Here is a 21,573-nt window from a genome sequence, read left to right as displayed (position 1 = left end):
AAATGCAGATCGGCAGGAATGAATGACAATCAGAGCCGCATCAGCTGACGGAACGCCTTGATGTTGCTGCGACTGACCGGCACCTCGAACGGCAGATCATGGAGCCGGATGAGATAGGTACTGTTGAACCATGGCACTATCTCGCGGATCTTGTTGATGTTGACGCAGTAGGAGCGGTGACAGCGGAAGAAGCCCTCCGCCGGCAGCCGGCTGACAAACTCGCTGATGGTCATGGTCATCACGTAGCGATCGGTGCGGGTATAGACATAGGTCAGCTTCTCGTCCGCTTCCGCGTAGTAGATCTGCTCGCAGGGGGTGACTATGATGCGCTCCCCCTTCACCAGATTGACGGTGCGATTCTGCGGGCTGCTCCCCTCGACACCCTGCATCGGCTGAGACTTGCCCGCCAGCTCGAGCTTTTGCAGCAGATTGATGATGCGCGGCTCGTTGTAGGGCTTGAGGATATAGTCGAACGCCTCCAGCTCGAACGCTTCCACCGCAAACTCCTTGTAGGCGGTGACGAAGACGATGTGGGGCGGATGGCTCGACTTGTGCAGGTTCTTGGCCAGCAGCAGGCCATCGATGGAGGGGATCTGGATATCCAGAAACACCACGTCCACCTCGTGATCCTGCAGGTATTTGAAGGCCTCCAGCCCGTCATCGAAACTCGCCACTATCTCAATCTGGCTGTGCTGGCCCACCAGATAGGCCAACTCCTCCCGGGCCAGATATTCATCTTCGACAATAATGGCTTTCAACATGGCATCGCCTCCTGATCCGGCAGATAGAAACAGACTTCGGTACCCGGTTCCAGCCGCCTTAGCTGCAGGCCGTCACCGTACAACAGCTTGACCCGCTGATGAACGTTCATCAGGCCTATGCTGCGGCTCTCCACCCGACCGGCGGCCACGCCATCGATCACCGCCTGACTGATGCCGTAACCGGTATCGCGCACAGCCACCCGAATGCCACCCGCCAGCTGTTTCACCTCGATGGTGACCCGGCCCGGGGCGCTGCGGGGCTGGATGCCGTGCAGAATGGCGTTTTCCACCAGCGGCTGCAACAGCAGGCTCGGTACCTGGATGTGCACATCGTCCACCTCGAACACCACCTCCAGTTTGTCGCCGAAGCGGGCCTGCTCGATGGCGATGTAATCGCGCACCTGCTGCAGCTCCTCCTGAATGTCGATGAGCTCGTCCCCCTTGTTGAGGTTGTAGCGCAGATAGTCCGCCAGATTGGCAATGAGCTGGCGCGCCTGCTGGGGGCGAATGCGGATCAAGGATGAGATGGCGTTGAGGGCATTGAACAGGAAGTGCGGGTTGATCTTGCTCTGCAGGGCGGTGAACTCCGCCTTGCGGGTCATCTCTTTCAACTGCTCGATGCGCGACACCTCCATCTGGGTGGAGATGAGCTGGGAGAGGCCCACCGCCATCTCTCGCAGAGAACTGGTAATGCTGTGGGTGCGGCGATAGTAGATCTTGAGGGTGCCGCTGACGGCGCCGTTTTCCCGCAGCGGAATGATGATGACAGAGTGAAAATCGGAAAGGTGATACTGGCGCAGATCGTTGTTGATGATGATCTGGTCCAGCAGCACGGCCCGCTGGGTCATGTCGCTGATGGCGTGGTGCTCGTCCAGCGCGTAGTAATCCTTACCCACCCCCACGTAGGCCAGCACGTCGCGGGTATCTGTGATGGCTACCGCATCGGCATGGATCTCATTGCAGATGACGCCGCACACCTGGCCAAGGGAGTGGCGATCGACCTTCTGGAAGAAGGGCAGCGTCTTGTTGGCGATATCCAGCGCCAGCTTGGCCTGCTTGGCGGCAATCAGCTCCTTCTCGTCATCCAGATCCTGCACCAGCTTGATGATGAGGCCGATACAGAGTGCCCCGGCGATCATCGGATAGGCGATGTGGCTGACGATCTCCACCCCCACCTCATGGGGTTCGGTCAACAGCCAGATCAGCAACATGGTCAGCCCCTCGCACAACATGCCCGCCAGTATGCCGTAGAGCCAGAGTCGCGACTTGCGGCAGCGCAGGTGCAACCAGGTGGCGAGCAGACCGGCAATGATGCTGGCGATGAGACAGGGGATCGAGGTGTGACCATACATGTCGATGAGGTAGCGGTGCAGGCCCGAGATGACTCCGGCCGGAATGCCGACCCAGGGGCCGAACAGGATACCACCCGAAATGATGGCGATGATCCGCACGTTGATCAGCGCCCCCTCCACCGGAATGCCGGTATAGGTACTGAACACGGCGAACAGGCCGAAGATGGAGGCGACCAGCACCAGCTCGGCCGGGGTGTGATCACGCTTCTGGAACAGCCGCTGGAACGGTCTTGTACGGGTCAGAAAGAACAGGGTCATCAGCATCAGCGCCGCCCGTTCAAACACCGCCAACAACATCATCTGATTTTCGAGCAAAACAGGGATCCCGTATCAATGAAGAAGATATGCACCAAGGCGCGGGATCATACCCCGTATCCAGTGTCAGCTCATTTCGAATAACTGGATCCATACTAAGCTTCTCGGTTGGAGGGCCGATAAATAAACACTCCTGCCAACGGGAGTAACTTCTATATCCAGGAGAGGATCATATGTCTCAGAAAGGAATTCTGGTGGCGTTACTGCTTGGGTGCTGTGGTTCAGCCGCACAGGCCGATACCCAAACCCGTCAGCTCAACTTGCCGGCCATTGCCAGTAAAGATACCAGGATGGAAATAGCGCTCACCCATCCAGGCCTTCAACCCGTCAATTCAAATCAGGCGCGGCATCCCACCCATACCCTGGCTGCCAATATCAGCAGTCCGGATTTCAATACCACCTATCAGCTGCAAGCCCGCAAGCTATATGGCCGCCTGCCACAAGAGGCCGGTACTGATATACAGCTGACAATCAATGGGCAGCTGTTGCCAGCCAATCACCCACTGATACTGGAACAAGCCACCCACTACTATCTTGGCTATGAGGCTGCCTCAGTCCGGCCAAACCAGATTGGTGAGGCCGCCTATGAATTGATGGTGTATTGGCATGACTGAAAATTGTAAAGGCATGCTTGTCATGCCTTTATCCTTACTCAGCCTCCTGAAGCTGCACAATTGCCAACCTGACCACCTCATAGCTTCGTTGCAAACGTTCCAACGCCAAGGGTAAAGCCAATGAATCCAGCTCATCGGACTCAGCCTCGCCGCAGGCCTTAACCAGTTGTGAGGCCCCCATGATTCTGGCGCCACCTTTCAAGCGATGAACATAATCCAGAAACTGTGGCACATCTTGCACATCAGCGGCTTGTTCTAATCCCAGGAGATCGTCATGGCTGGCACTGATAAATGCTGTCAGTAGAGGCATTATCAATGCAGGTTGATTGCCAGTCAGAGGCCCGAGACAATGTTTGATTTCCTGCATGCAAGTTGCAATATCTGCTTGCTCTTCACGCTGCATGTATCTATGTAAGCAATGACCGAGTTCTTCCAACCCAACTGGTTTGAACAAGCAGTCATCCATACCAGCAAGATAGCCCTCACTCACCTGCTCCTGACGAGCATCAGCCGTCAAACCTAGAATCACACAACGCCGTATCCCATTGTGGTGTTCCCGCGCCCGATACTGACGAGTAAACTCAAACCCGTTCATACCTGGCATGTTGAAGTCGGTGATGATGACATCAAACGGGTATTTAGCAGAAAGTCTCAATGCCTGATCACCTGACTCGACCGCTTGGGCTTCATGCCCCAAATAGGCCAGTTGCTGGCTGATCAGCAACCGATTGGTGGGGTGATCATCCACAACCATTACCTGCAACCGCCGATCGCTTCTTGTTGTGTTGCCAAGTTCAGCTGACGGAACTAGCTCCACAGCATCAGTCAGAGGGAGTTTCATTTCTATCAAGACACTAGTACCACGACCCGGCTCGCTCTCAAGCAACAGTGACCCACCCATCAATTCACAGAGAGAACGGCTGATCATCAGCCCCAGACCAGTACCTGACTGCTCGATATGTTTGGGCTGACTGGCCTGATAGAAGGGATGGAACAACTTTTCTTGCTCCATCGGATCTATTCCTATCCCGGTATCTCTGACAGCCAGTTGCAAGGTGCACCAACCGTCACTAATCCGTGACAATAATTCCACCCGAACCGATCCTTTGTCCGTGTACTTGATGGCATTGCTGATCAAATTGGAGACAACCTGCTTGTAGCAGAGTCCATCTATCTGAACCCAGTGTGACGCACCCACAACCAGCTCCAGTTGCAGGTTCTTCTGTCTGGCCAAGGCATTGAAGACGGTAACGACCGATTCGGTCAAGGCCACAATATCATGAGGTTCTGGTACCAGCTCGAGCCGACCCGACTCTATTTTGGAGATGTCGAGAATGTCGCCGATCAGGGATAGCAGATCTGCTGCCGAACCATGTGCGATAGAGAGCGAGGCCTTATCCTCCTCATGCAGACGATCTCGCCTCAGGGTCAGTTCCAGCAAGCCGATGATGGCATTCATGGGGGTACGAATTTCATGGCTCATGGTGGCCAAAAATGTCGACTTGGCACGATTGGCCTCTTGCGCCTCCTGGCTTGCCACGGCCAGTTCGTCAAGCAGACGCAAACGCTCGCTTACATCGATCCAGCCGCCAATTCCACCCTGTACCTTGCCATCCCGATCGAAATAAGGCTGAACCCAGTGATAGACATCCACCTCCCCTCTTGCCATAACCAGACGATGATCACCCTCTTGCACCCTCCGCTCTTCGCAAGCAACAACAAGCTCGGTAAACAAGGGTGCAAGAAAAGGCCATCGTTCACGATCCGAATCCAAGTTGCCCCCCAACAGATTGTCTTTGGGTTCACCAAAGAAACTCGCATAACTGCTATTGCAAAGGATCAGTTGCCCAGACTGATCCCTGGCATAAATAGGATGAGGTGTACCATCCACCAGGTCTTCAATAAACTTGAGTTGAGCATTCAACGCCTCCTCCGCGAGTCGGCGTTCACGCATCTGTTTGCGCAGGGATAGGCCCCACAAGCTGACCCAGATGGTCAGCAACAGGATCAGCGAAATGAAGATCCCAAACTCCCGAACAAACTCCTGCCAAGTGATGGCCTCTTTCTGAGGACTGACACGCCAGCGGTTGGAGAGCCCTTCCAACTCATCTGGGGGTATGGTTGCCACCACCTTGTCGAGAATATTACGCAGCATTTGGTTTTCATAAGAAACAACAAATGAAGCACCAATAGGAACTGACTCAAACAATTCGCCTGTGATAAGCAAGCTATCGGGAAACTTGCTATTGATGTAATACTTGGCAACCCGTAGAGGTACTATGGCTACATCGCATACCCCCGTTGCGACACAGCGCAACGCGTCTTCAATGCGATCAAAGGAGCGAGTTGTCATTTTACCATATGCCTTATATATGGCTTGTGTAGCGATAAAACCTTTGACGATGGCCACAGTCCCAAACTTGATTAGACTCTCAGGCTCTGTCACCCCATGCTTCACGCCAACAACATAAGACAGAGGATCAAGCGCAAAAGCCCTGCCGAATAGATAGCGCTGCTTACGTTCTGCAGATGGACTCATTACCGCTGCATCCACGTTCCCATCATCCAGTAGCTGTAACATATGTTTGGGCGTCTTGACCGGTACAGCTTCTATTTCGACGTCTAGTTTTGCTCTCAGAACCTGAATGAGATCAGCAACCACACCATGCAAGGTACCATTGACATCAAGAAAACTCAGCGGTGGTACGCCGCTGTTAACAGCGATCCGGATTGTCCTCTTCTGCCCCAGCCATACCCACTGACTACGGGTCAGCCCGATCTTCTTGGCATCGATAGAGAGTCCCCCCCCGCTCCAACGCTTGGCTATTTCGTCACGCTTGCCATCCAATATCCTATGTAGAGCAACATCAATGATTTTCTTGAGACGCCGATTCTGTTTCTCCAGCGCGAATGAAAAACCATGAGTATCCACATACAAGGGCTTTAGTAGTTGAATGCTGTCTTGGTAAAATTTATTGACAATGAAATTCCCGGAAATCATATCCACCATGACGGCATCAACTTGGCCATATGATACGGCTGATATAGCACTGTATCGAGAAGGGTATGTTTTTATTTTCACATTTGGCAGGTAGCGTTTAATTGCAATAGCGGGCAAGTAATAACGCGGAACAGCTACCGTTTTTATATCCTGCTCTGGAACATGAATGCTTTTATATATAGCAGGATCATCGGCGATATATCTATTGGTTAATAATAGTTGCTGATCCTCCTCATAGGAGTTTGATGAGCTTAAGAGATCTATTTCTCCCCGCTTTAGCGCATCAATGGCTTCTGCCCGTGATGGAAGAGTTTTCACTACTATATCGATGTTCAGTAGATGGCTCAGCATACCAATCATGTCAGCAGTAATACCTTCATAGGCATCAGAGCGCAAGGTGATATCCAGAGGGGGATCATCTGGCTTTGGAACCCCAAGAATCAACTGGTCACGATTACGTAACCACAACCAGTCATCGGCATGCAAGGGAAGTGTCTGTTGCCCGAGAGACTCACTGTCGTTCCGTGCATAGACATGTAATAAATCATCTCCCAGCTCATGAGCAGAAGTGAAGAATGAGCAGAGGCAGACGAGCAATACCGGGAGTAGTTTCATTTTGCTCACATCAATTCTTGCCGCTTGGCGAGGCTGATCAGATCGATCATGTTGGTTACATTGAGCTTCTGCATCAAGCGAGTTTTGTAAGTACTTACCGTCTTCTCGCTCAGTAGCATGTGTTCCGCAATTTTCTTATTTGTATGGCCTTGGCATATATGCATGAGTACACTCATCTCACGATTTGAGAGGGAAGACAGCAGCCTATCCTTATCAAGTATAAAAGCATCTCTGGCACCAGTAATAACATCTCTAGGAAAACAAACCTGACCATTTTCTATCTGTGAAAGCATACTTTTTAATAGTGAAAGATCATCAAGCTTAGACATAAACCCATCAGCGTCGGCCTGCAGGCAACGTACCATGATATGATGAGTCGCCTGTGCAGAAAGAATTACAACCTTGATTCCTATATTCAAGGCCTTTATTCTTTTTATCACCTCTATGCCATCCAGCTTTGGGATGCCAATATCCAGAACAATAATATCAGGTTGATGCTTTTTAGCAGCAACGATGGCATCGACACCATTATCTACCTCAGCAACAATATGATGACCATCCTGTTCCAGCAAAATATTAACTGCCATTCGTATCGCAGGGTGATCATCAACTATTAATATTTTTGCCATATGCAACCTATCATTGAGTAATTTTATTTGGCGTATGATAACTATAATGTCACAACATCACCATACGATAGCCCTACGTTAATAACATGTTAATCAATTAAAAATCATTAACAGCAAAGTCCCTTGCCGATTATGTAAGAATGAATATTTCAGATAACTATCAACAAGTTAATAAATCCTCTTTGCGACCTGCCCACCCATTCTGCCGCTTACTCAAGCTCACCCAAACTCGGTGTCAACACCTTGACAAGGTAAGCAGTAAAACATCTAAAAAACAAATAGTTAAATGAAAAAATTTGATGCGGATAGCATTTACATTTTTATCTACCCGGAGTTGTACGTAACAAGCACCCTTTAGGATTTTTCCTACTCATAATTAAATCGATTCAAACAGGTCAAAAAGTTATCTTTATCGGCGTTCGGCAGGCCAGATTGACGTTAGTCCTAATGTTCTGCATCACCCTTGGCGAACGATGATTCGAGGGGGGGGGTAAACGAATACACCTCGGAAAAAACACGAGTGGCCTACTGCTGCTTTTAAAAATACATATGGAATACATCAACATGAAAAAGACTCTCATTGCACTGACTATCGTTGGCCTCGGCTTTACTACCGCCTCTTATGCTGCCGTACAAGCATCATCTACGGCGACTTGGAAAGCCACAGCGAAAAAAGATACCACCTCTGCACTGGTTGTCACCCCGCTCAACAGCCTCTCCTTCCAGTACGCCGAAGGGGTCAAGGGTTTCAATACCATCGACGGCCTGTTCGACGTCGCCATCAAGGGTGATCCCACTGCGACCGACTTTACCCTGAAGGCCAAGAAGCTGAATGGCACCCTGAATCACCTGAGTGGCAACTCCACCGTCGATGTCGGCGTACTGTGGGCCGGTGCACCCGTCAACACAACTACCTACTCGACTCTGATCGATACGGCAGCCGGCATTAACGGCGGGAACCTCTCCCCCATAGCCCAAGACTACGGCGCGGATGTGACTGCACAAGGTGCCTTCACCTTCATCATCGATAGCGCAACCAACGCAGGTACAGATGCAGCCTTTGACACCCTGCCAGACGGTCTGTGGAGCGGTGAAGTCAGCGTTGAGTTCGTTGCCAACTGGTCCTAATTGTTTCGGCAAAGGTAATCAGGGGCCCTTCCCATAAGGGCCCTTTATAGTTTCATGGAGGTCGCATGAACTTGAAAATACTAGTGGCATGGATGCTGTTTATTCCCGGAATCAGCCAGGCAATCAACGTCGGCTCGGTTACCACTTTTATTGATGCAGGCAACGAGGACGTTTCCAAGGAGATCGCGAATGAGAGCGATCAAGCCAGGCTGATCACCATATCTGTGTCTCGCATATCCTCACCGGAAGAGGGCGGACAGGAGATGCCGATGGAGATAGATGGTGAGCTGATGCTATCACCCAGCCGATTGATGCTCCCCGCAAATACCAAGAACAACGTGCGTTTCTTTTACAAGGGTCCACAGGATGGCAAGGAACGTTACTACCGCATTCGCTGGCTGGACACCGCCTTGTCGATGGACGAACAGCGCAATGAAAGCCGTCAGGCAGTCGCCACCACCTCTGCCCAGATAGGCACCATCCTAGTGGTTACCCCCCGCCAGCAGCAATTCGATTACACCCTGCAAGGTGGCATCCTGACCAATAAAGGAAATGCCTCATACCGGACCATTGCTTATGGCACTTGCCTGAAACAGAGCCAGGAGCAATGCAAGGAAACCTATTACGACCTGCCAGGCAAACAGCGCCACTTTAAAAAGGTCAACATCTCACACCAAAAGAGCCATATCGGTCTTTGGTTGGGTCAGGAATTCATCGTCGTCAAATAACGCGGCTGTTCTGTTACTGCCTTTATCATCCCTTGGAAGGAGTGCTGTGTTGTTTGGTCGGAATGTGAAGCCATGGTAAATGATGTGGATATGTTGATATGTTGAAAATAACCTGCCTGTTGCCAGCCGCATTGCTGATCATGATGTCAGCATCGGCCAGCGCATCGTCACCACTCAAAATTGCCAATATCATCATTCCTGCCAGCTTTGCCAGCGCACTTGCAGACGGCATTGCCGTGCCAGTCATGCTTCAATATCAAGATCAGGCACTATCGCTCGACACCACCACCGAAGAATCCATCGGCAACGCCACACTGATCTTGCAGAACGGCGCACTGCACCTGCTGAATCTGGACTTCAATCAGGGCAAAAGCGATGTGGCCCTGCGCAAGGAACTGGTGGATCTGTTGCAACAGAATCAGCTGCGCACCTTCTCCAGCGACGGGCGGCTGGTCATCAACGACAGCGCCACCATGCAGCTGGATCTGATCGCCATGCTGCTGACCATAAAGGTCACCAAGGCTGCCTTTGGCGAGAAGCAAGCCGACACCACAAAAGCTAGCCTGACGCCCTCCGTTGAAGCACTGACCAGCGTCAGCCGCTATAACGTCGGCTACTCCTTTGCCAACAGTCGTCAGGCGGGCAGCACCAGCACCAACTTCGCCCAGCTGAACACTCTGGTGGGGTACAGTGAACACCATCTGGACCTTGATGGTTCTCTCTACAATCTGGGGGAAACGAACCAGAGCGGCACCCTTTATCGCGCCATGTATGAGCGAGATATCGAGGATCGCCGTTTTGCGACCGGTATGGTATCGACCTGGGATCTCCAGACGCTAGGAGGGGTATCAGCCCTGAATGCAGGCCGGATCTACGGGATTTCTTACGGCAATCAGGCCCTCTCACGTATCGTCAATGAGAGCGAATCCACCACCCCGATCCAGGTCTTCATGCCCTCTGCAGGCGAGGTTCGGGTCTATCGGGATGGCAAACTGATCAGCCTGCAGAACTTTTCGATAGGCAACCACCGCATTGATACCAGCCGCTTCCCCTATGGCTCTTACAGCATCACGGTCGAGATCCATATCGATGGCCGGCTGACAGAATCCAGCAACCAGCGCGTCACCAAACTCGGCAACAGCCTGGGCTTCGATCAGGAGTGGGGCTGGCAATCCTGGGGCGGGCTGATGGAAATGAGCCTGGATGGTTCCCGCTCACCCCTGCTGGGGTTGTCATTGGCACGTACCTTCGAGACCACCAACCTGACCCTGACTGGGTATGGCTTCAAGGATGCCCTGGTCAGCGAGAGCAAAGCCAGCTGGCAACTGACCGACAGGGTAAGCACCCAGCTGCAGGGCATGCTAGCTTCGGACGCATCCTGGCGGATTTCGTCCAGCATAACAGCTCAGGTACATGACAACCTGTCGCTCTGGCTCAGCCAGGAGAAGCTCGACACAGGCAGCAAGCTGACCACAGCCACCATGGATCTCTATACCGCCGGCATCAACATCAACCTGGGGGGCTGGTATGACAAACTTGGGGTTCTCTCGTTCAACACCACTTATGACCGTGAGCAAGAGAGCGACCGCAGTTATGTCGATTATTATCAAGGCCTCTATACCGGTCGTTATGGTCAACTGGGGTTGCGTGCCAGCCTGCAGAGCAACAGCGCAGTCCTGAGCGGGTTCAACAACAAGAGCATAACGCTGGACTATTCGATCCCGTTCGACAACCTGTTTAGCCTGGGCATGAGCAGTAATAAGCAGGGCTACACCACAGCCAACCTCAGTTATCAGAAACGCATGGAAGGCTTCATCAATACGGCGTCCTTCAACACTGAAAAAGTCATCAACGGCATGGAAAACAGTAAACCATCCCTCTCCGGTACCCTGGGTTTTGAAAACAGCATGACGGGTGGCACCCTGACCTTGGGTCGCAGCTCGGGTGGCAATGTGAACGGCAACCTGATTGCGCGTGGTGCTGTCATCACCACAGGAGATGAGGTCCTGGCCTCCAGCCAGAACCGATCCGGCTCCGGCTTGCTGATCGACACCGGCATGGGCAGGGAGGGCAAGATGCTCGCCAAGATCAATGGCCAGGAGTACTCGCTCGAAGGCAGCAAGACCTTTGTCGCCCTCTCTCCCTTTCAGGAGTACGAAGTGGAGCTGCTCAACAGCAAGACCACCAAAGACAGCTATGACATCAATACTGGCAAGCAGCGCTACACCCTGTTTCCCGGTAACGTGGCCAGGCTGGATGCCGCCAGTTCGATCAAGGAGATGGTCACAGTCTTTGGCGTCATACGCGCCGAAGATGGCAGCGTGATCGCCAACGCCAGGATCGACAACCATATCGGCACCACAGTCACCAATGAGGCCGGCGAATTTTCGCTGGATGTGGACAAGGCCAATCCGGTATTGAGCTTCCAACATGGCAACGAATTCTGCGAAGCCGAACTGGATCTGGCGCAACAGAGTGGCGCCGTCTGGATGGGCGATGTGATCTGTCGTGGTCTGCCAACTTACGCCAGCATAGGAAAATACTGAAAATGAAAACAATGAGTAAGAAAATATTAATTGCCATGACTCTTTCTTTTAACATGAGCCCTTCATTCGCCGCATTAACGCCTATTGCTGAAGGCGCATCAGCAACAAATATTCTCTTCGTTGAAAACAACGTCGACACCAACGTTTTTGTTCAACCAATTACTAATCTTTCGCCCAGAATAACAGGGGGAAATAGTTGGACATCATTAAAAGGCACTCGACAAGTGAGTCTAGGTTACGGCAGTTTGGTAGGTGCTTGGGGCATACATCGTTATAACCTAGATATGTGGGATGATGGTCCGATTCGCTTTCCTTATATAACTCAGCGTTGCATACTCGGCTATGCAGATTGCGATAACGAAAGCCACGCACTTAATAGACCACAAGTCGTTGATGAAAAAGGGTTCTACGGTCTAATGGGGGCGGCAAGCGGTTGGACAAATGCAATATTAAGTCCGAGTTTTTACACATACTTACGGAATATGGAAGTAGGCTCTGTCCTCACTCGTACCGTGAATGCATGCTATACCAGAGTCATATATGATGCACTGGCTGGCGCTCGCTGCAAGGACCAAGCAAATGGATATTGGCGCAAGGGTGAGCAAAAACATACAAAGGTAGGCCACTTGCGGTTGTCGCCGAATAATATACTCAGTGAGCTGACCATCGACAGTAATGGTACCCCCGTAGTTCTACCAGGGTCACATGGCTGTGAGACTGCTAGAGTAAATAATATTGATGGTGCCATCTGTGCGTTTGTGAATTATGAACTACAATATAACAGTATCAACCTGTCGAGCGCCCGCATTAACCCAAAAATTAAAACAAGCCTATTGTCGACACGAATATCTTCAAGTGACTTACGCTTTAGCGTTAACAAAACATCATGGACAAATTATACAAGTGAGATGACGCTAGAAGCATTAAAGGGTTACAACACGATATATCTTTTTTTGTCACCCAGACTACTAAAAGCCATGACCGAATTAGATATTTCAAATATCTCAACACGAGATCTTATTGATTTTTCAATGCGCAACACCCTTGCCCCTGAGAGTGGCTATTATGAATTTGGTGCCAGCGCAGAGATTATTATAAAACCACGGATGTTTAGTGTTTCAATTCTATCTGCCGAGGGGACTGCCTCTCCCTCTCGGGAAGGAAAAATTGGTGAGGATATTCTTAGTTTTCCCTACAATATTTCAGACAGCGGTCCAAGCAGTGCCAATATCCTGAATATCTCGGTAACACAAGATAGCGGGAGCCCCTATCAGGGTCACTGCACCTTCTACCCCACCGGTCAGACAACTGCGGAAAACGCCGTACCTGTGCCAACTCGGCTGCGGTTTAATTCAACCCTGTACGGGCTGGCTTATAAACACCCGATCCGCTGTGACAGCACCCCTGTCAATATCCGTTCACTGCAGATTATGGATAGTCAGCCCCCCTTTGAGTGGACAGATCCCAACGGGGACACGGGACTTAGCCGCTTCTATACACTGACACTCGAATTTGATCTCACGGATCCCATGACGCAGCGCACCACGACTGGCGATATGTGGGAAGGAAACGCGCAGCAAAGTGGTACCATTACCATCCGTGGTATCTGGTTATAGGTTGGGGAGTTGAGGATGCGTTATAGAGCTCTGCTGACACTGACATGTTTACTGGCGTCGCCAGTGAGCGCCATCGATATAGGTCCCATGACTGCCGAGCTTGAATACACAGACGAGTTCATGGCTCGTACCGTAACCAACAATGGCACCACGCCCAAAATCTATGAGGTTCGCGCGGCCAAGATCAGCAACCCTACGGCCAGTGGGCAACTGCTGGCCATGCCTCCGGGAGAGCTGCTTTATGCGCCCAAGCGCTTCGTACTGCATTCCAAACAGCAGCAAAACGTCAAATTCTACTATAAGGGGGTTGCCGACGATCAGGAGCGCTACTACCGGGTCACCTTCATCGAGTCGCCAGCCGCCCAAGTCGCAGGTCATGACAATAAGAGCCGTAAAGGTATGGTGGACGTAAAGATAGAGATGCAGTCCATTCTGGTGGTTCGCCCACGCCAGGTCCATTTTCAATACCAGCTCAATCAGACAGAAGGGAGCATCATCAACACCGGCAATACCTACTTCGAGTTTATGGTCAAACAAGGCTGTGAGCAGTCTGACATTGAAGCCGACAGCAAGTACCTGCTGCCCGGCGAGACCTATCGCAACACCAAGATTAGTCAGTCCGGCAACCAGAAGCTGATCGTCTATCAGTCACGCTTCATCGCAGTTGGCAAGGACTGCTGGCCAGATTAACCCTTGCTCTCGACTAAAGAACTTGCGGTCAAGAGAACGCCTTCTCCCGCACCTATCTGACCGTCTCTTTGAACATCCGGCTGGCATGCTCTGGCTCTATATGGTCAACAAGTGCGGGATCGGGGCAATAGAGCCTGCGACTGCGCAAGCGGTGGATGTCCTCGCCGGCAAAAGCTGGCTTGTTGGTGACAAAAATAGCGTAGATGTTCTGGTAAATACTGGCTCGATTGCGTTTAGCAAGCTCGGTTGCCACTCGCCACAAGGTATTCCCACCTGTGTCGATCAGACATTTACCCTGCTTTTCATATACCAGAACCGGTGGGAGTGGCGTTGGCGCCGAAGGTGCAGTCACGCAGGACTGGGCAGGAATGGTTGCACTGAGCAGCGGTCGACCCGGTAAAGACCAATAGAGAATGCTGCCGTCTGTCAGCCATTGGCAGGGCAGTGCCACCCGCAAAGTGAAAAGCCGTTCCAGTACTATGTTGTTCAGAGGCTCAAACTGTTCACCACGGCGCAGCAGCAATTCCCCATCCAGACTCGGACTTATCAAAGTCATACGCAGCATGCCCTGCTGGTAACTCTGGAACGAGAAGGTTTCAGTGGCCGCTGAAAAGGGGGTCGTGGTCAACATGACCAGCAGCAGTAGAGATTGACGCACCATGGGTGAAACGGGATCCAAAAACCCCTATTGGATCAGGTCGTCAGTCCCCTAACAAGGGTAGCCAGCCAGTTTCAGAATGGTCTTACGCGGCTGGCCCCCCGGCATCATCAGGTAGAGCTATCGAAAAAGCTCAGGACGACAGTGTCGCCAGCCTCGCGGCAAATCCCATGAAGAAGAGGCCGATGAGGCCATTGCCGAGGCGGGCAGCGGTTTGTCGCTGGCAGAAGAAGCGGGCCATCAGGGTGCCGCCGAAGATCAGCAGGGTCAGATAGACGAAGCTCATGGCTTCCAGCATGCCAGCCAGCACCAGGTAGGAGAGCCAGGTGTGGGCATAGTTGAAATCGATGAACTGCACGAAGAAGGAGACGTAAAACAGGATCGCCTTGGGATTGGTGAGGCTCAAGGTCAGCGCCTTGGAGAAGTAACGCTCGCCCGGGTCCACCACCGACTCCTGCTCTTCCCGCTTGGCGACAAAATTGGCGTGCAGTATCTTCACCCCCAGATAGAGCAGGTAGATGGCGCCGAGGTAGCGCACCAGAGTAAACAGCAGGGGCGTGGTACGGATGAGAGAGGCCACCCCAAGGTAGGCACAGAAGATCAGGATGGCATCACCGACGAAGACGCCGAGCGCCGCCCGATAACCGGGACCTACGCCACGGCTCGCGCCGGTGCGCAGCACATAAAGGGAGTTGGGGCCCGGCGCTATGATGATAAAGAAGAGACCGACCAGATAGGTCCAGACATTGACGACACCCAGGCTCTCAAACATCTTCCACCTCGCCAGCAAACAAGAACAGGCAGGCAGCCCCGCCGGATAAAATAGTGAACTGCCACTCTATACCAATTTTCCTGCCGCCGGGAACAGGGCCGTCGCAGATCAGCAGTACTGGCCGGCCACCCAGCCGGAAGACCAGGCCCACTGGAAGTTGTAGCCCCCAAGCCAGCCGGTCACGTCCACCACCTCGCCGATGAAGTAGAGACCGGGCACCTTGCTCGCCGCCATGGTCTTGGAGGAGAGCTCGTTGGTATCCACGCCGCCCAGGGTCACCTCGGCGGTGCGATAGCCTTCGGTGCCGTTCGGCAGTATCTGCCAGTCCCCCAGCAGGGTGGCGATGGCTTCCAGCTCTCGCTCGTTGTACTGGCGCATCGGTTTGCTATTGAGCTGACCCAGCTCCACCAGCTTGTCGACGAAGCGCTTGGGCAGCTCGCGACCCAGCACGGTTTTCAACTCCTGGGCAGGATGGGCCTGCGCCCATGCCTTGAGGGCCGTAGGAATATCCAGCTCGGGCAGCAAGTTGATATGGATCTTCTCCCCCGCCAGCCAGAAGGAGGAGATCTGCAGTATGACGGGGCCGGAGAGGCCGCGATGGGTAAACAGCATGGCCTCCTTGAAGCGGGTGCCATCTTCGGCGGTCACCGCCACCGGCAGGCTGATACCCGCCAGATCGGCAAAGGCCTCTTTCTCGGCTTGATGCAGGGTAAACGGCACCAGACCGGCGCGGGTCGGCAGCACATTGAGGCCAAACTGCTCCGCCAGCTTGAAACCATAGGGAGTCGCGCCCAGCTTGGGCATGGAGAGGCCGCCAGTGGCTACCACCAGAGAGTGGCAGCTCACCACCCCCTTGCTGGTACCGAGCACAAAACCGGCCTCGGTCCTGGTGACCGACAGGATCTCGGTCTGGAACTGCAGGGTGACGCCAGCCCAGTCGCACTCGGTGAGCAGCACATCGACTATCTCCTTGGCACTCTCGTCACAGAACAGCTGGCCCAGGGTCTTCTCGTGGTAGTTGACCCCGTGCCTGTCCACCAGGTCGATGAAGTCCTGCTGGGTGTAGCGTGCCAGCGCCGACTTGCAGAAATGGGGATTGCCCGAGAGGAAAGCGTGGGGCCCAGCCTGATGGTTGGTGAAGTTGCAACGACCACCACCGCTGATGAGGATCTTGCGACCCGGCTTCTTGGCGTTGTCGAGCACCAGCACGGAGCGCCCGCGATAACCCGCCTGCTGGGCACACATCAAACCGGCCGCACCGGCCCCGATCACCACCACATCCACTTGCATCATCACTGCCCTACTCATCAGACGGCCGAACACGCGACCAAAAAAACCACCGCAACGGCAACTCATAAAAAACAAAAAACGGCCCATAAAAAGAACCGTTCTTGTGCCTGCCAAGCACCACCGCAACGGCAACTCGTAAAAAACAAAAAACGGCCCATAAAAAGAACCGTTATTGTGCCTGCCAAGCACCACCGTAACGGCAACCCATAAAAAAACAAAAAAACGGCCCATAAAGGGGCCGTTATTGTACTGGGTGAACACTAAGTGTCCACGACTATCAGGCGTTGCCATCCATGACGCTGGCGGGGGCACCCTTGGCCAGCTCGGCCAGCTCCTTGTCGATGAAGTAGAGACCCTTGCCATCTTCGCCCACCAGCGACAGACGGTCGACGATGCTCTTGAACAGCTTCTCCTCTTCATGCTGCTCGGCCACGTACCACTGCAGGAAGTTGAAGGTGGAGTAGTCCTGAGTGGTGAATGCCACGTGAGCCAAGCCATTGATGCACTGGGTGATGTGATATTCGTGTTCGAGGGTGTTACGGAAAATGTCGCCCAGGGATTTGAATTCGTGGGGAGGCGCATCGATGGCGCCCAGCATCGGCATGGCGCCGGTCTCGCTCACGTAGGTGAACAGACGCTCCATGTGCTGGCGCTCCTCGACGGCGTGCTGACGCAGGAAGGTAGCGGCACCTTCGAAACCCTTGTCCTCACACCAGGCGCTCATCTGCAGGTAGAGATTGGAGGAATAGAATTCAAGATTAATCTGCTCGTTCAACTTCTCGATCATGGCTTTTGCCAACATGCTGATTCTCCACTGTGATTTGATCACGATTGTCGCCACTGTTTTAACACGAATCAACCAGATACGGCGGCCAAACTGCTCAGTTGTGATCGTTTTTCGCCTCATCCTATCCCCCATACAGGTATAGAGAAGCAAAGAAACATGGTGTACGTGGATTCAGCCATTATGATGGCGCCAGTGGTCAGGGAAAGGATTCAATGAGATTCATAACGGCACTGGCACTGCTCTGGATAACCCAGTTGCAGGCCGCTCCCTCCTTGCTGGAAGAGGCTGAATTGCAGGCGGCGCGCGATCCCGTCGGCTATCTGCAACGCCTCGATGCCAGCCCGCAGCAGGATATGGAGCTGTTTTATGCCAGAGCCCTGGCCCAGGCAGCCCTGGGTCACTATCCACAGGCCCTGCTCGACAACGCCAGAGCCCGCGAGCTGGCCAGTGCCCAGCAGCAACCCCTGCGCCTGCTGGATTTTCAGCTGCAAGAGGTTGCCCTGATCCTGGATACAGAGGCACCTGATGAAGCCCTCCGTCTGCTGGCCCGGCTCAAACCCGCCGTTATCGACCACCCAATGCAAGCATCTGAATGGCATGCCCTGAACGGGCTGGCACTCTATCGCACCCAGCAGTTGAAAGAGGCGATCGCCGAACTCAAGACGGCCTTTCGCCTCAAGCAATCCGCACGAGACAAACCGGTTGCCAGCCTGGACTCAGCCCGCCTCTTGATGACCCTGGGCAACCTCTATGCCGACCTGAGTCTGCCCAGAGAGGCGGAAACCTATTATCGGGAAGCCTTGCAGCAGATGGTGCGGCTGGACGAGCCAAACAGCCAGACCATCATCAAAGCCAACATGGCACGACTCTACATAGACACGGATCGCCCCACCCAGGCCAGACAACTGCTTGACAGCCTGCTGGCAACACCCCATCTGGCGCCGGATTACCGCGCCATCATCCTCGGCTATCAGGCCATGACGCTCAACGCCCAGGGTGACTGGACGGCAGCCCTGCGCAGTCTGGACGAAGCGCAGGCACTCTATCAGCAGTTGGGATATCAGGATGCGGGGGAACGCCTGCTCGAGACCCGGGTCAAGGCATTGCAGGGCCGGGGAGAGATACAGCTGGCGTTGCAACTGCTGACGTCCCAGGGCCACCCCAGCGCCGGCAGCAAGGCATTGCAAGCCAGCCTGCTGGCCCAGCAGGGCCGCTATCCGGAGGCTTATGAGGCCTTGTCCGCCTACATGAACGATTACAAGCAGCACTTCAATCAGGCGCTGAGCCAGCATGCCGCCACCTTTCAGGCCGAGATGGATCTGGCCCGCAGCGAGGCCAACAACCGGGTGCTGCAAGAGGAGAACGAGCGCAAGCGCCAGCAGCTACTGCACCAACAGAGCGCCCGCAACTACCAGCTGATGCTGGTCGGCCTGCTGGCGGGCGCCCTGCTCCTGCTCGGCATCACCACCCACAGGCTGCACCGCAGTTCACGCCACCTCTACAAGCTTGCCACCTTCGATCAGCTGACCGAGCTGCCAAACCGCCGCGCCCTGCTGGAACGGCTTGCCATCCAGTGGCAACTGGAAGACCCGCTCACCCTGCTCATCATCGATATCGATCACTTCAAGCAGATCAATGACAGACACGGCCATCAGGCGGGTGATCGGGCCATCCAGCGGCTGGCGCGGGAGCTGAGCGACTGGGCCCCGGACGCACAGCTGATCGGGCGCTGGGGAGGCGAGGAGTTTCTGGTGGCGGTACCACTGGCGGCGGAGGATTGCTGGCACCTGGCAGAGCAGTTACGCCTGAGGATTTCCCAGCTGGACACACCGCATATGACCATCAGCATCGGCATAGCGGGGCGTTCAGAGGCTGATGAGGGGCTTGGCCCGCTGATCCACCGCGCCGACATGGCTATGTATCAAGCCAAGCGCCAGGGCCGCAACCAGACCATATTGGCGACAACCCCTTCGACGCAGGATGAACTGACCAGCAGCGTGGCCTGACGGTCAGTGAGCACGGCCACCCGCGCAGAATGAAACCAGGATAACTTGACCAGCCGGGCGGGATCAGGGCGCCAGCTCGGTCAGGGACGCCACATCCACCGGCGCCCCATAGTCGACACCGGGCAGCTCAAAACCGTTGAGCTGCATGAAATCCTGCCGCAAGCCGGCAAAATCCCCCAGAGTATGGAAGTTGTCCGGCGTCACCTTTGACCAGAGTGTCGAGACGGCGGCCTGAATGGCCGGGTCCAGCTCGTGGTCATCCATCCGGATCAGCCGGTTGCCATCGGCCACCATGCCCTGCGGCCCGTACATCTTGCTGGCAAACAGCCGCTGCATCTGCTCGATGCAGCCCTCGTGCACGCCACGATCCTTCATCACCCCCATCAGCAAGCCGAGGTAAACCGGCAGCACAGGGATATAGGCGCTAGCCTTGGTCACCAGCGCCTTGCAGACCGACACCCAGGCGTGGCCGCCCAGTTCTGCCAGTTGCAGGTTGATGGCCTCGGCGGTGGCATGCAGGTGCTCCTTGGCGTAGCCGATAGTGCCGTCCCGGTAGAGGGGATAGGTGGATTCGGGGCCTATGTAGGAGTAGGCCACGGTCCGGGCGCCGGGGGCGAGGCAATCTGCCTGCTGCAACGCCTGCATCCAGAGCTGCCAGTCCTCGCCGCCCATGACGGTGACGGTGTCGCGGATCTCCTCCGGAGTGGCGGGCGCCAGGGATTGTTGCACCAGCCTGTCCTGCTCCAGATCCAGCCCCCAGCCGCTGAAAGGCTGGCCTGTGGTCTTGAGTGCGGAGCGCACCTGACGGCCATCCGGCAATACCCGGATACCGCTGGCCAGCGAGTAGATCACCAGATCCACCTGCCCCAGCTGCTGGCGAATGGTGTCGATCGCCTGCTGGCGCATGGCATCGGAAAAGGCATCGCCGATCAGGTTGACGGCGACGCGCCCCTCCTGCTCTGCCGCCTGCCGAAACCAGATATTGTTGTACCAGCCTGCGCTGCCGAGCCCCTTGTCGGACGGGCCTCGCTCGAACGAAACGCCGACGGAATCGGCACCGGCCCCGAAGGTCAGCGCTATGCGGGAAGCCAGCCCGAAGCCAGAGGAGGCCCCGAGCACCAGCACCCGCCTGGGCCCGTTGAAACTGCCCGCAGCTTTGACGCTGGATATCTGCTGCAACACGGCGGCCCGACAGCCGATGGGATGACAGTTGCGGGCAACGCAACCCTGGATCTGGGGATGAATGATCATGACGGGATCTCCAAAGGAACTGGCTACAGCATAACCAAGAAGTTGCGGATTACCTTGATGTCGGGCGGGATATGGGCAGTAAGGGGACAGAAAAACAAGAGGGAGCACGAGGCCCCCCAAAGCGGTATTCAGATGCTTTTTATTGTTTTGTGTTCATTGCGAAGCACGGGCACATCCTATGCCTGCCACCCTCGCCGGGCAAGTCGAGGGGTGTGACTCAGGTCAAACTCCTGTTCGATTTATAGACAATTTATGACGCATGACATAGAAGAAGCCCCATAAGAAACTCATTTAAATCCCAAAACTGTGTCGAGAACGCCATTTTAGTTTCATCAGACATTGGTATAGTGAACTCAGGATCAGTGAGGAGAATTCCCATGAATGGAACCTATTACCAACACATACTGGCCGCTATCGACCTGTCGGAAGATAACCGCAAGGTGATCGAGAAGGCGGTTGATCGGGCCCGTTCCAACGGCGCCAAGCTGTCCGTGATCCATGTTGATGTGGACCTCAAGGATCTCTACACCGAGATGATCGATATCGACATCGACAACGTGCAGGATCAGGTGATCGCCGAAGCGAAAGAGAAGCTGGAGACCTTCCTGGCCTCGGTGGACTACCCCATCGAGAAGAAGCTGGTGATCTGCGGTGATCTGAGCGAACGGGTCAACCAGGCGGTCAAGGATTACCAGATAGACCTGCTGGTGTGCGGTCATCGTCAAAGCTTCTGGAGCCTGCTTACCTCCAGTGCCCGTCAGCTGATGAATACGGTACCCTGCGACCTGCTGGTCGTTCCCTTGCAGAAGTGATC

At 54.2% G+C, this 21,573-nt stretch carries 17 protein-coding genes; 8 read left to right on the top strand and 9 right to left on the bottom strand.

Features of this window, described 5'->3' with window-relative positions; translation table 11 throughout:
* Nucleotides 1–29 precede the first annotated feature (29 nt).
* Together AACX78_RS00260 and AACX78_RS00255 are read right to left on the bottom strand one after the other, a co-directional pair.
* Nucleotides 30–761 carry a LytR/AlgR family response regulator transcription factor gene (locus tag AACX78_RS00260; protein WP_159165070.1) on the bottom strand — a complete coding sequence of 244 codons (732 nt, stop codon included), beginning with the start codon at nucleotides 759–761 and terminating at the stop codon, nucleotides 30–32.
* On the bottom strand, nucleotides 755–2,428 hold the full coding sequence (locus AACX78_RS00255) for a sensor histidine kinase (protein ID WP_201302739.1): 1,674 nt from the start codon (nucleotides 2,426–2,428) through the stop codon (nucleotides 755–757). Before AACX78_RS00255 ends, AACX78_RS00260 begins: the two co-directional genes overlap by 7 nt.
* Nucleotides 2,429–2,601: 173 nt before the next feature.
* Between AACX78_RS00255 and AACX78_RS00250 the strand changes: the two genes are divergently transcribed.
* On the top strand, nucleotides 2,602–3,042 hold the full coding sequence (locus tag AACX78_RS00250) for a hypothetical protein (RefSeq protein ID WP_159165069.1): 441 nt from the start codon (nucleotides 2,602–2,604) through the stop codon (nucleotides 3,040–3,042).
* Between the two features lie 34 nt (nucleotides 3,043–3,076).
* On the opposite strand, the gene AACX78_RS00245 is transcribed toward AACX78_RS00250, so the two are convergent.
* Both AACX78_RS00245 and AACX78_RS00240 read right to left on the bottom strand, forming a co-directional pair.
* Entirely contained in the window at nucleotides 3,077–6,658 is a 3,582-nt protein-coding gene (locus AACX78_RS00245; protein ID WP_159167408.1) for an ATP-binding protein, read from the bottom strand.
* A gap of 5 nt (nucleotides 6,659–6,663) precedes the next feature.
* A complete protein-coding gene (locus AACX78_RS00240; protein WP_159165068.1) occupies nucleotides 6,664–7,287 on the bottom strand; it encodes a response regulator transcription factor in 624 nt (207 codons plus the stop codon).
* A 564-nt stretch (nucleotides 7,288–7,851) separates the two neighbouring features.
* Here AACX78_RS00240 and ecpA point away from each other — a divergent pair.
* The 5 genes from ecpA (at nucleotide 7,852) to AACX78_RS00215 (ending at nucleotide 13,995) form a co-directional block, all read left to right on the top strand.
* Entirely contained in the window at nucleotides 7,852–8,415 is a 564-nt protein-coding gene (gene ecpA, locus AACX78_RS00235) for a common pilus major fimbrillin subunit EcpA (RefSeq protein WP_159165067.1), read from the top strand.
* A 65-nt stretch (nucleotides 8,416–8,480) separates the two neighbouring features.
* Nucleotides 8,481–9,143 (top strand): EcpB family pilus assembly chaperone, encoded by a 663-nt coding sequence (locus AACX78_RS00230; RefSeq protein ID WP_159165066.1) that lies wholly within the window; start codon nucleotides 8,481–8,483, stop codon nucleotides 9,141–9,143.
* Between the two features lie 98 nt (nucleotides 9,144–9,241).
* A complete protein-coding gene (locus AACX78_RS00225) occupies nucleotides 9,242–11,689 on the top strand; it encodes a fimbrial biogenesis outer membrane usher protein (RefSeq protein WP_159165065.1) in 2,448 nt (815 codons plus the stop codon).
* Between the two features lie 11 nt (nucleotides 11,690–11,700).
* Nucleotides 11,701–13,305: a hypothetical protein gene (locus tag AACX78_RS00220; RefSeq protein ID WP_159165064.1), complete on the top strand. Its 1,605-nt coding sequence runs from the start codon at nucleotides 11,701–11,703 to the stop codon at nucleotides 13,303–13,305.
* Nucleotides 13,306–13,320: 15 nt separating this feature from the next.
* Nucleotides 13,321–13,995 carry a fimbria/pilus periplasmic chaperone gene (locus AACX78_RS00215; RefSeq protein WP_159165063.1) on the top strand — a complete coding sequence of 225 codons (675 nt, stop codon included), beginning with the start codon at nucleotides 13,321–13,323 and terminating at the stop codon, nucleotides 13,993–13,995.
* Nucleotides 13,996–14,047: 52 nt separating this feature from the next.
* Here AACX78_RS00215 and AACX78_RS00210 read toward each other — a convergent pair whose 3' ends face one another.
* From AACX78_RS00210 to ftnA, 4 genes are all read right to left on the bottom strand, one after another.
* Complete coding sequence (locus AACX78_RS00210) at nucleotides 14,048–14,656, bottom strand: hypothetical protein (protein WP_159165062.1); 609 nt, start codon at nucleotides 14,654–14,656, stop codon at nucleotides 14,048–14,050.
* Between the two features lie 130 nt (nucleotides 14,657–14,786).
* The gene (leuE, locus tag AACX78_RS00205; RefSeq protein ID WP_159165061.1) at nucleotides 14,787–15,425 is read right to left on the bottom strand and encodes a leucine efflux protein LeuE; all 639 of its coding nucleotides are present in this window, start codon (nucleotides 15,423–15,425) and stop codon (nucleotides 14,787–14,789) included.
* 108 nt (nucleotides 15,426–15,533) lie between these two features.
* Nucleotides 15,534–16,718 carry an NAD(P)/FAD-dependent oxidoreductase gene (locus tag AACX78_RS00200; RefSeq protein WP_201302921.1) on the bottom strand — a complete coding sequence of 395 codons (1,185 nt, stop codon included), beginning with the start codon at nucleotides 16,716–16,718 and terminating at the stop codon, nucleotides 15,534–15,536.
* A 274-nt stretch (nucleotides 16,719–16,992) separates the two neighbouring features.
* A complete protein-coding gene (gene ftnA, locus AACX78_RS00195) occupies nucleotides 16,993–17,517 on the bottom strand; it encodes a non-heme ferritin (RefSeq protein WP_005319436.1) in 525 nt (174 codons plus the stop codon).
* 197 nt (nucleotides 17,518–17,714) lie between these two features.
* On the opposite strand from ftnA, the gene AACX78_RS00190 reads away from it, so the two are divergent.
* The gene (locus AACX78_RS00190; RefSeq protein ID WP_159165059.1) at nucleotides 17,715–19,508 is read left to right on the top strand and encodes a GGDEF domain-containing protein; all 1,794 of its coding nucleotides are present in this window, start codon (nucleotides 17,715–17,717) and stop codon (nucleotides 19,506–19,508) included.
* 63 nt (nucleotides 19,509–19,571) lie between these two features.
* Here AACX78_RS00190 and fabV read toward each other — a convergent pair whose 3' ends face one another.
* Entirely contained in the window at nucleotides 19,572–20,759 is a 1,188-nt protein-coding gene (fabV, locus tag AACX78_RS00185; RefSeq protein ID WP_159165058.1) for an enoyl-ACP reductase FabV, read from the bottom strand.
* Between the two features lie 377 nt (nucleotides 20,760–21,136).
* On the opposite strand from fabV, the gene AACX78_RS00180 reads away from it, so the two are divergent.
* Complete coding sequence (locus tag AACX78_RS00180) at nucleotides 21,137–21,571, top strand: universal stress protein (protein ID WP_005319449.1); 435 nt, start codon at nucleotides 21,137–21,139, stop codon at nucleotides 21,569–21,571.
* The last annotated feature ends 2 nt before the right edge of the window (nucleotides 21,572–21,573 follow it).

This window comes from Aeromonas sp. 9A (genome assembly GCF_963900955.1).
In the GTDB taxonomy this organism is placed as follows: domain Bacteria; phylum Pseudomonadota; class Gammaproteobacteria; order Enterobacterales; family Aeromonadaceae; genus Aeromonas; species Aeromonas salmonicida.
Note: the sequence above shows the minus strand (reverse complement) of the source record. Positions and strands in the feature narration are given on the sequence as shown.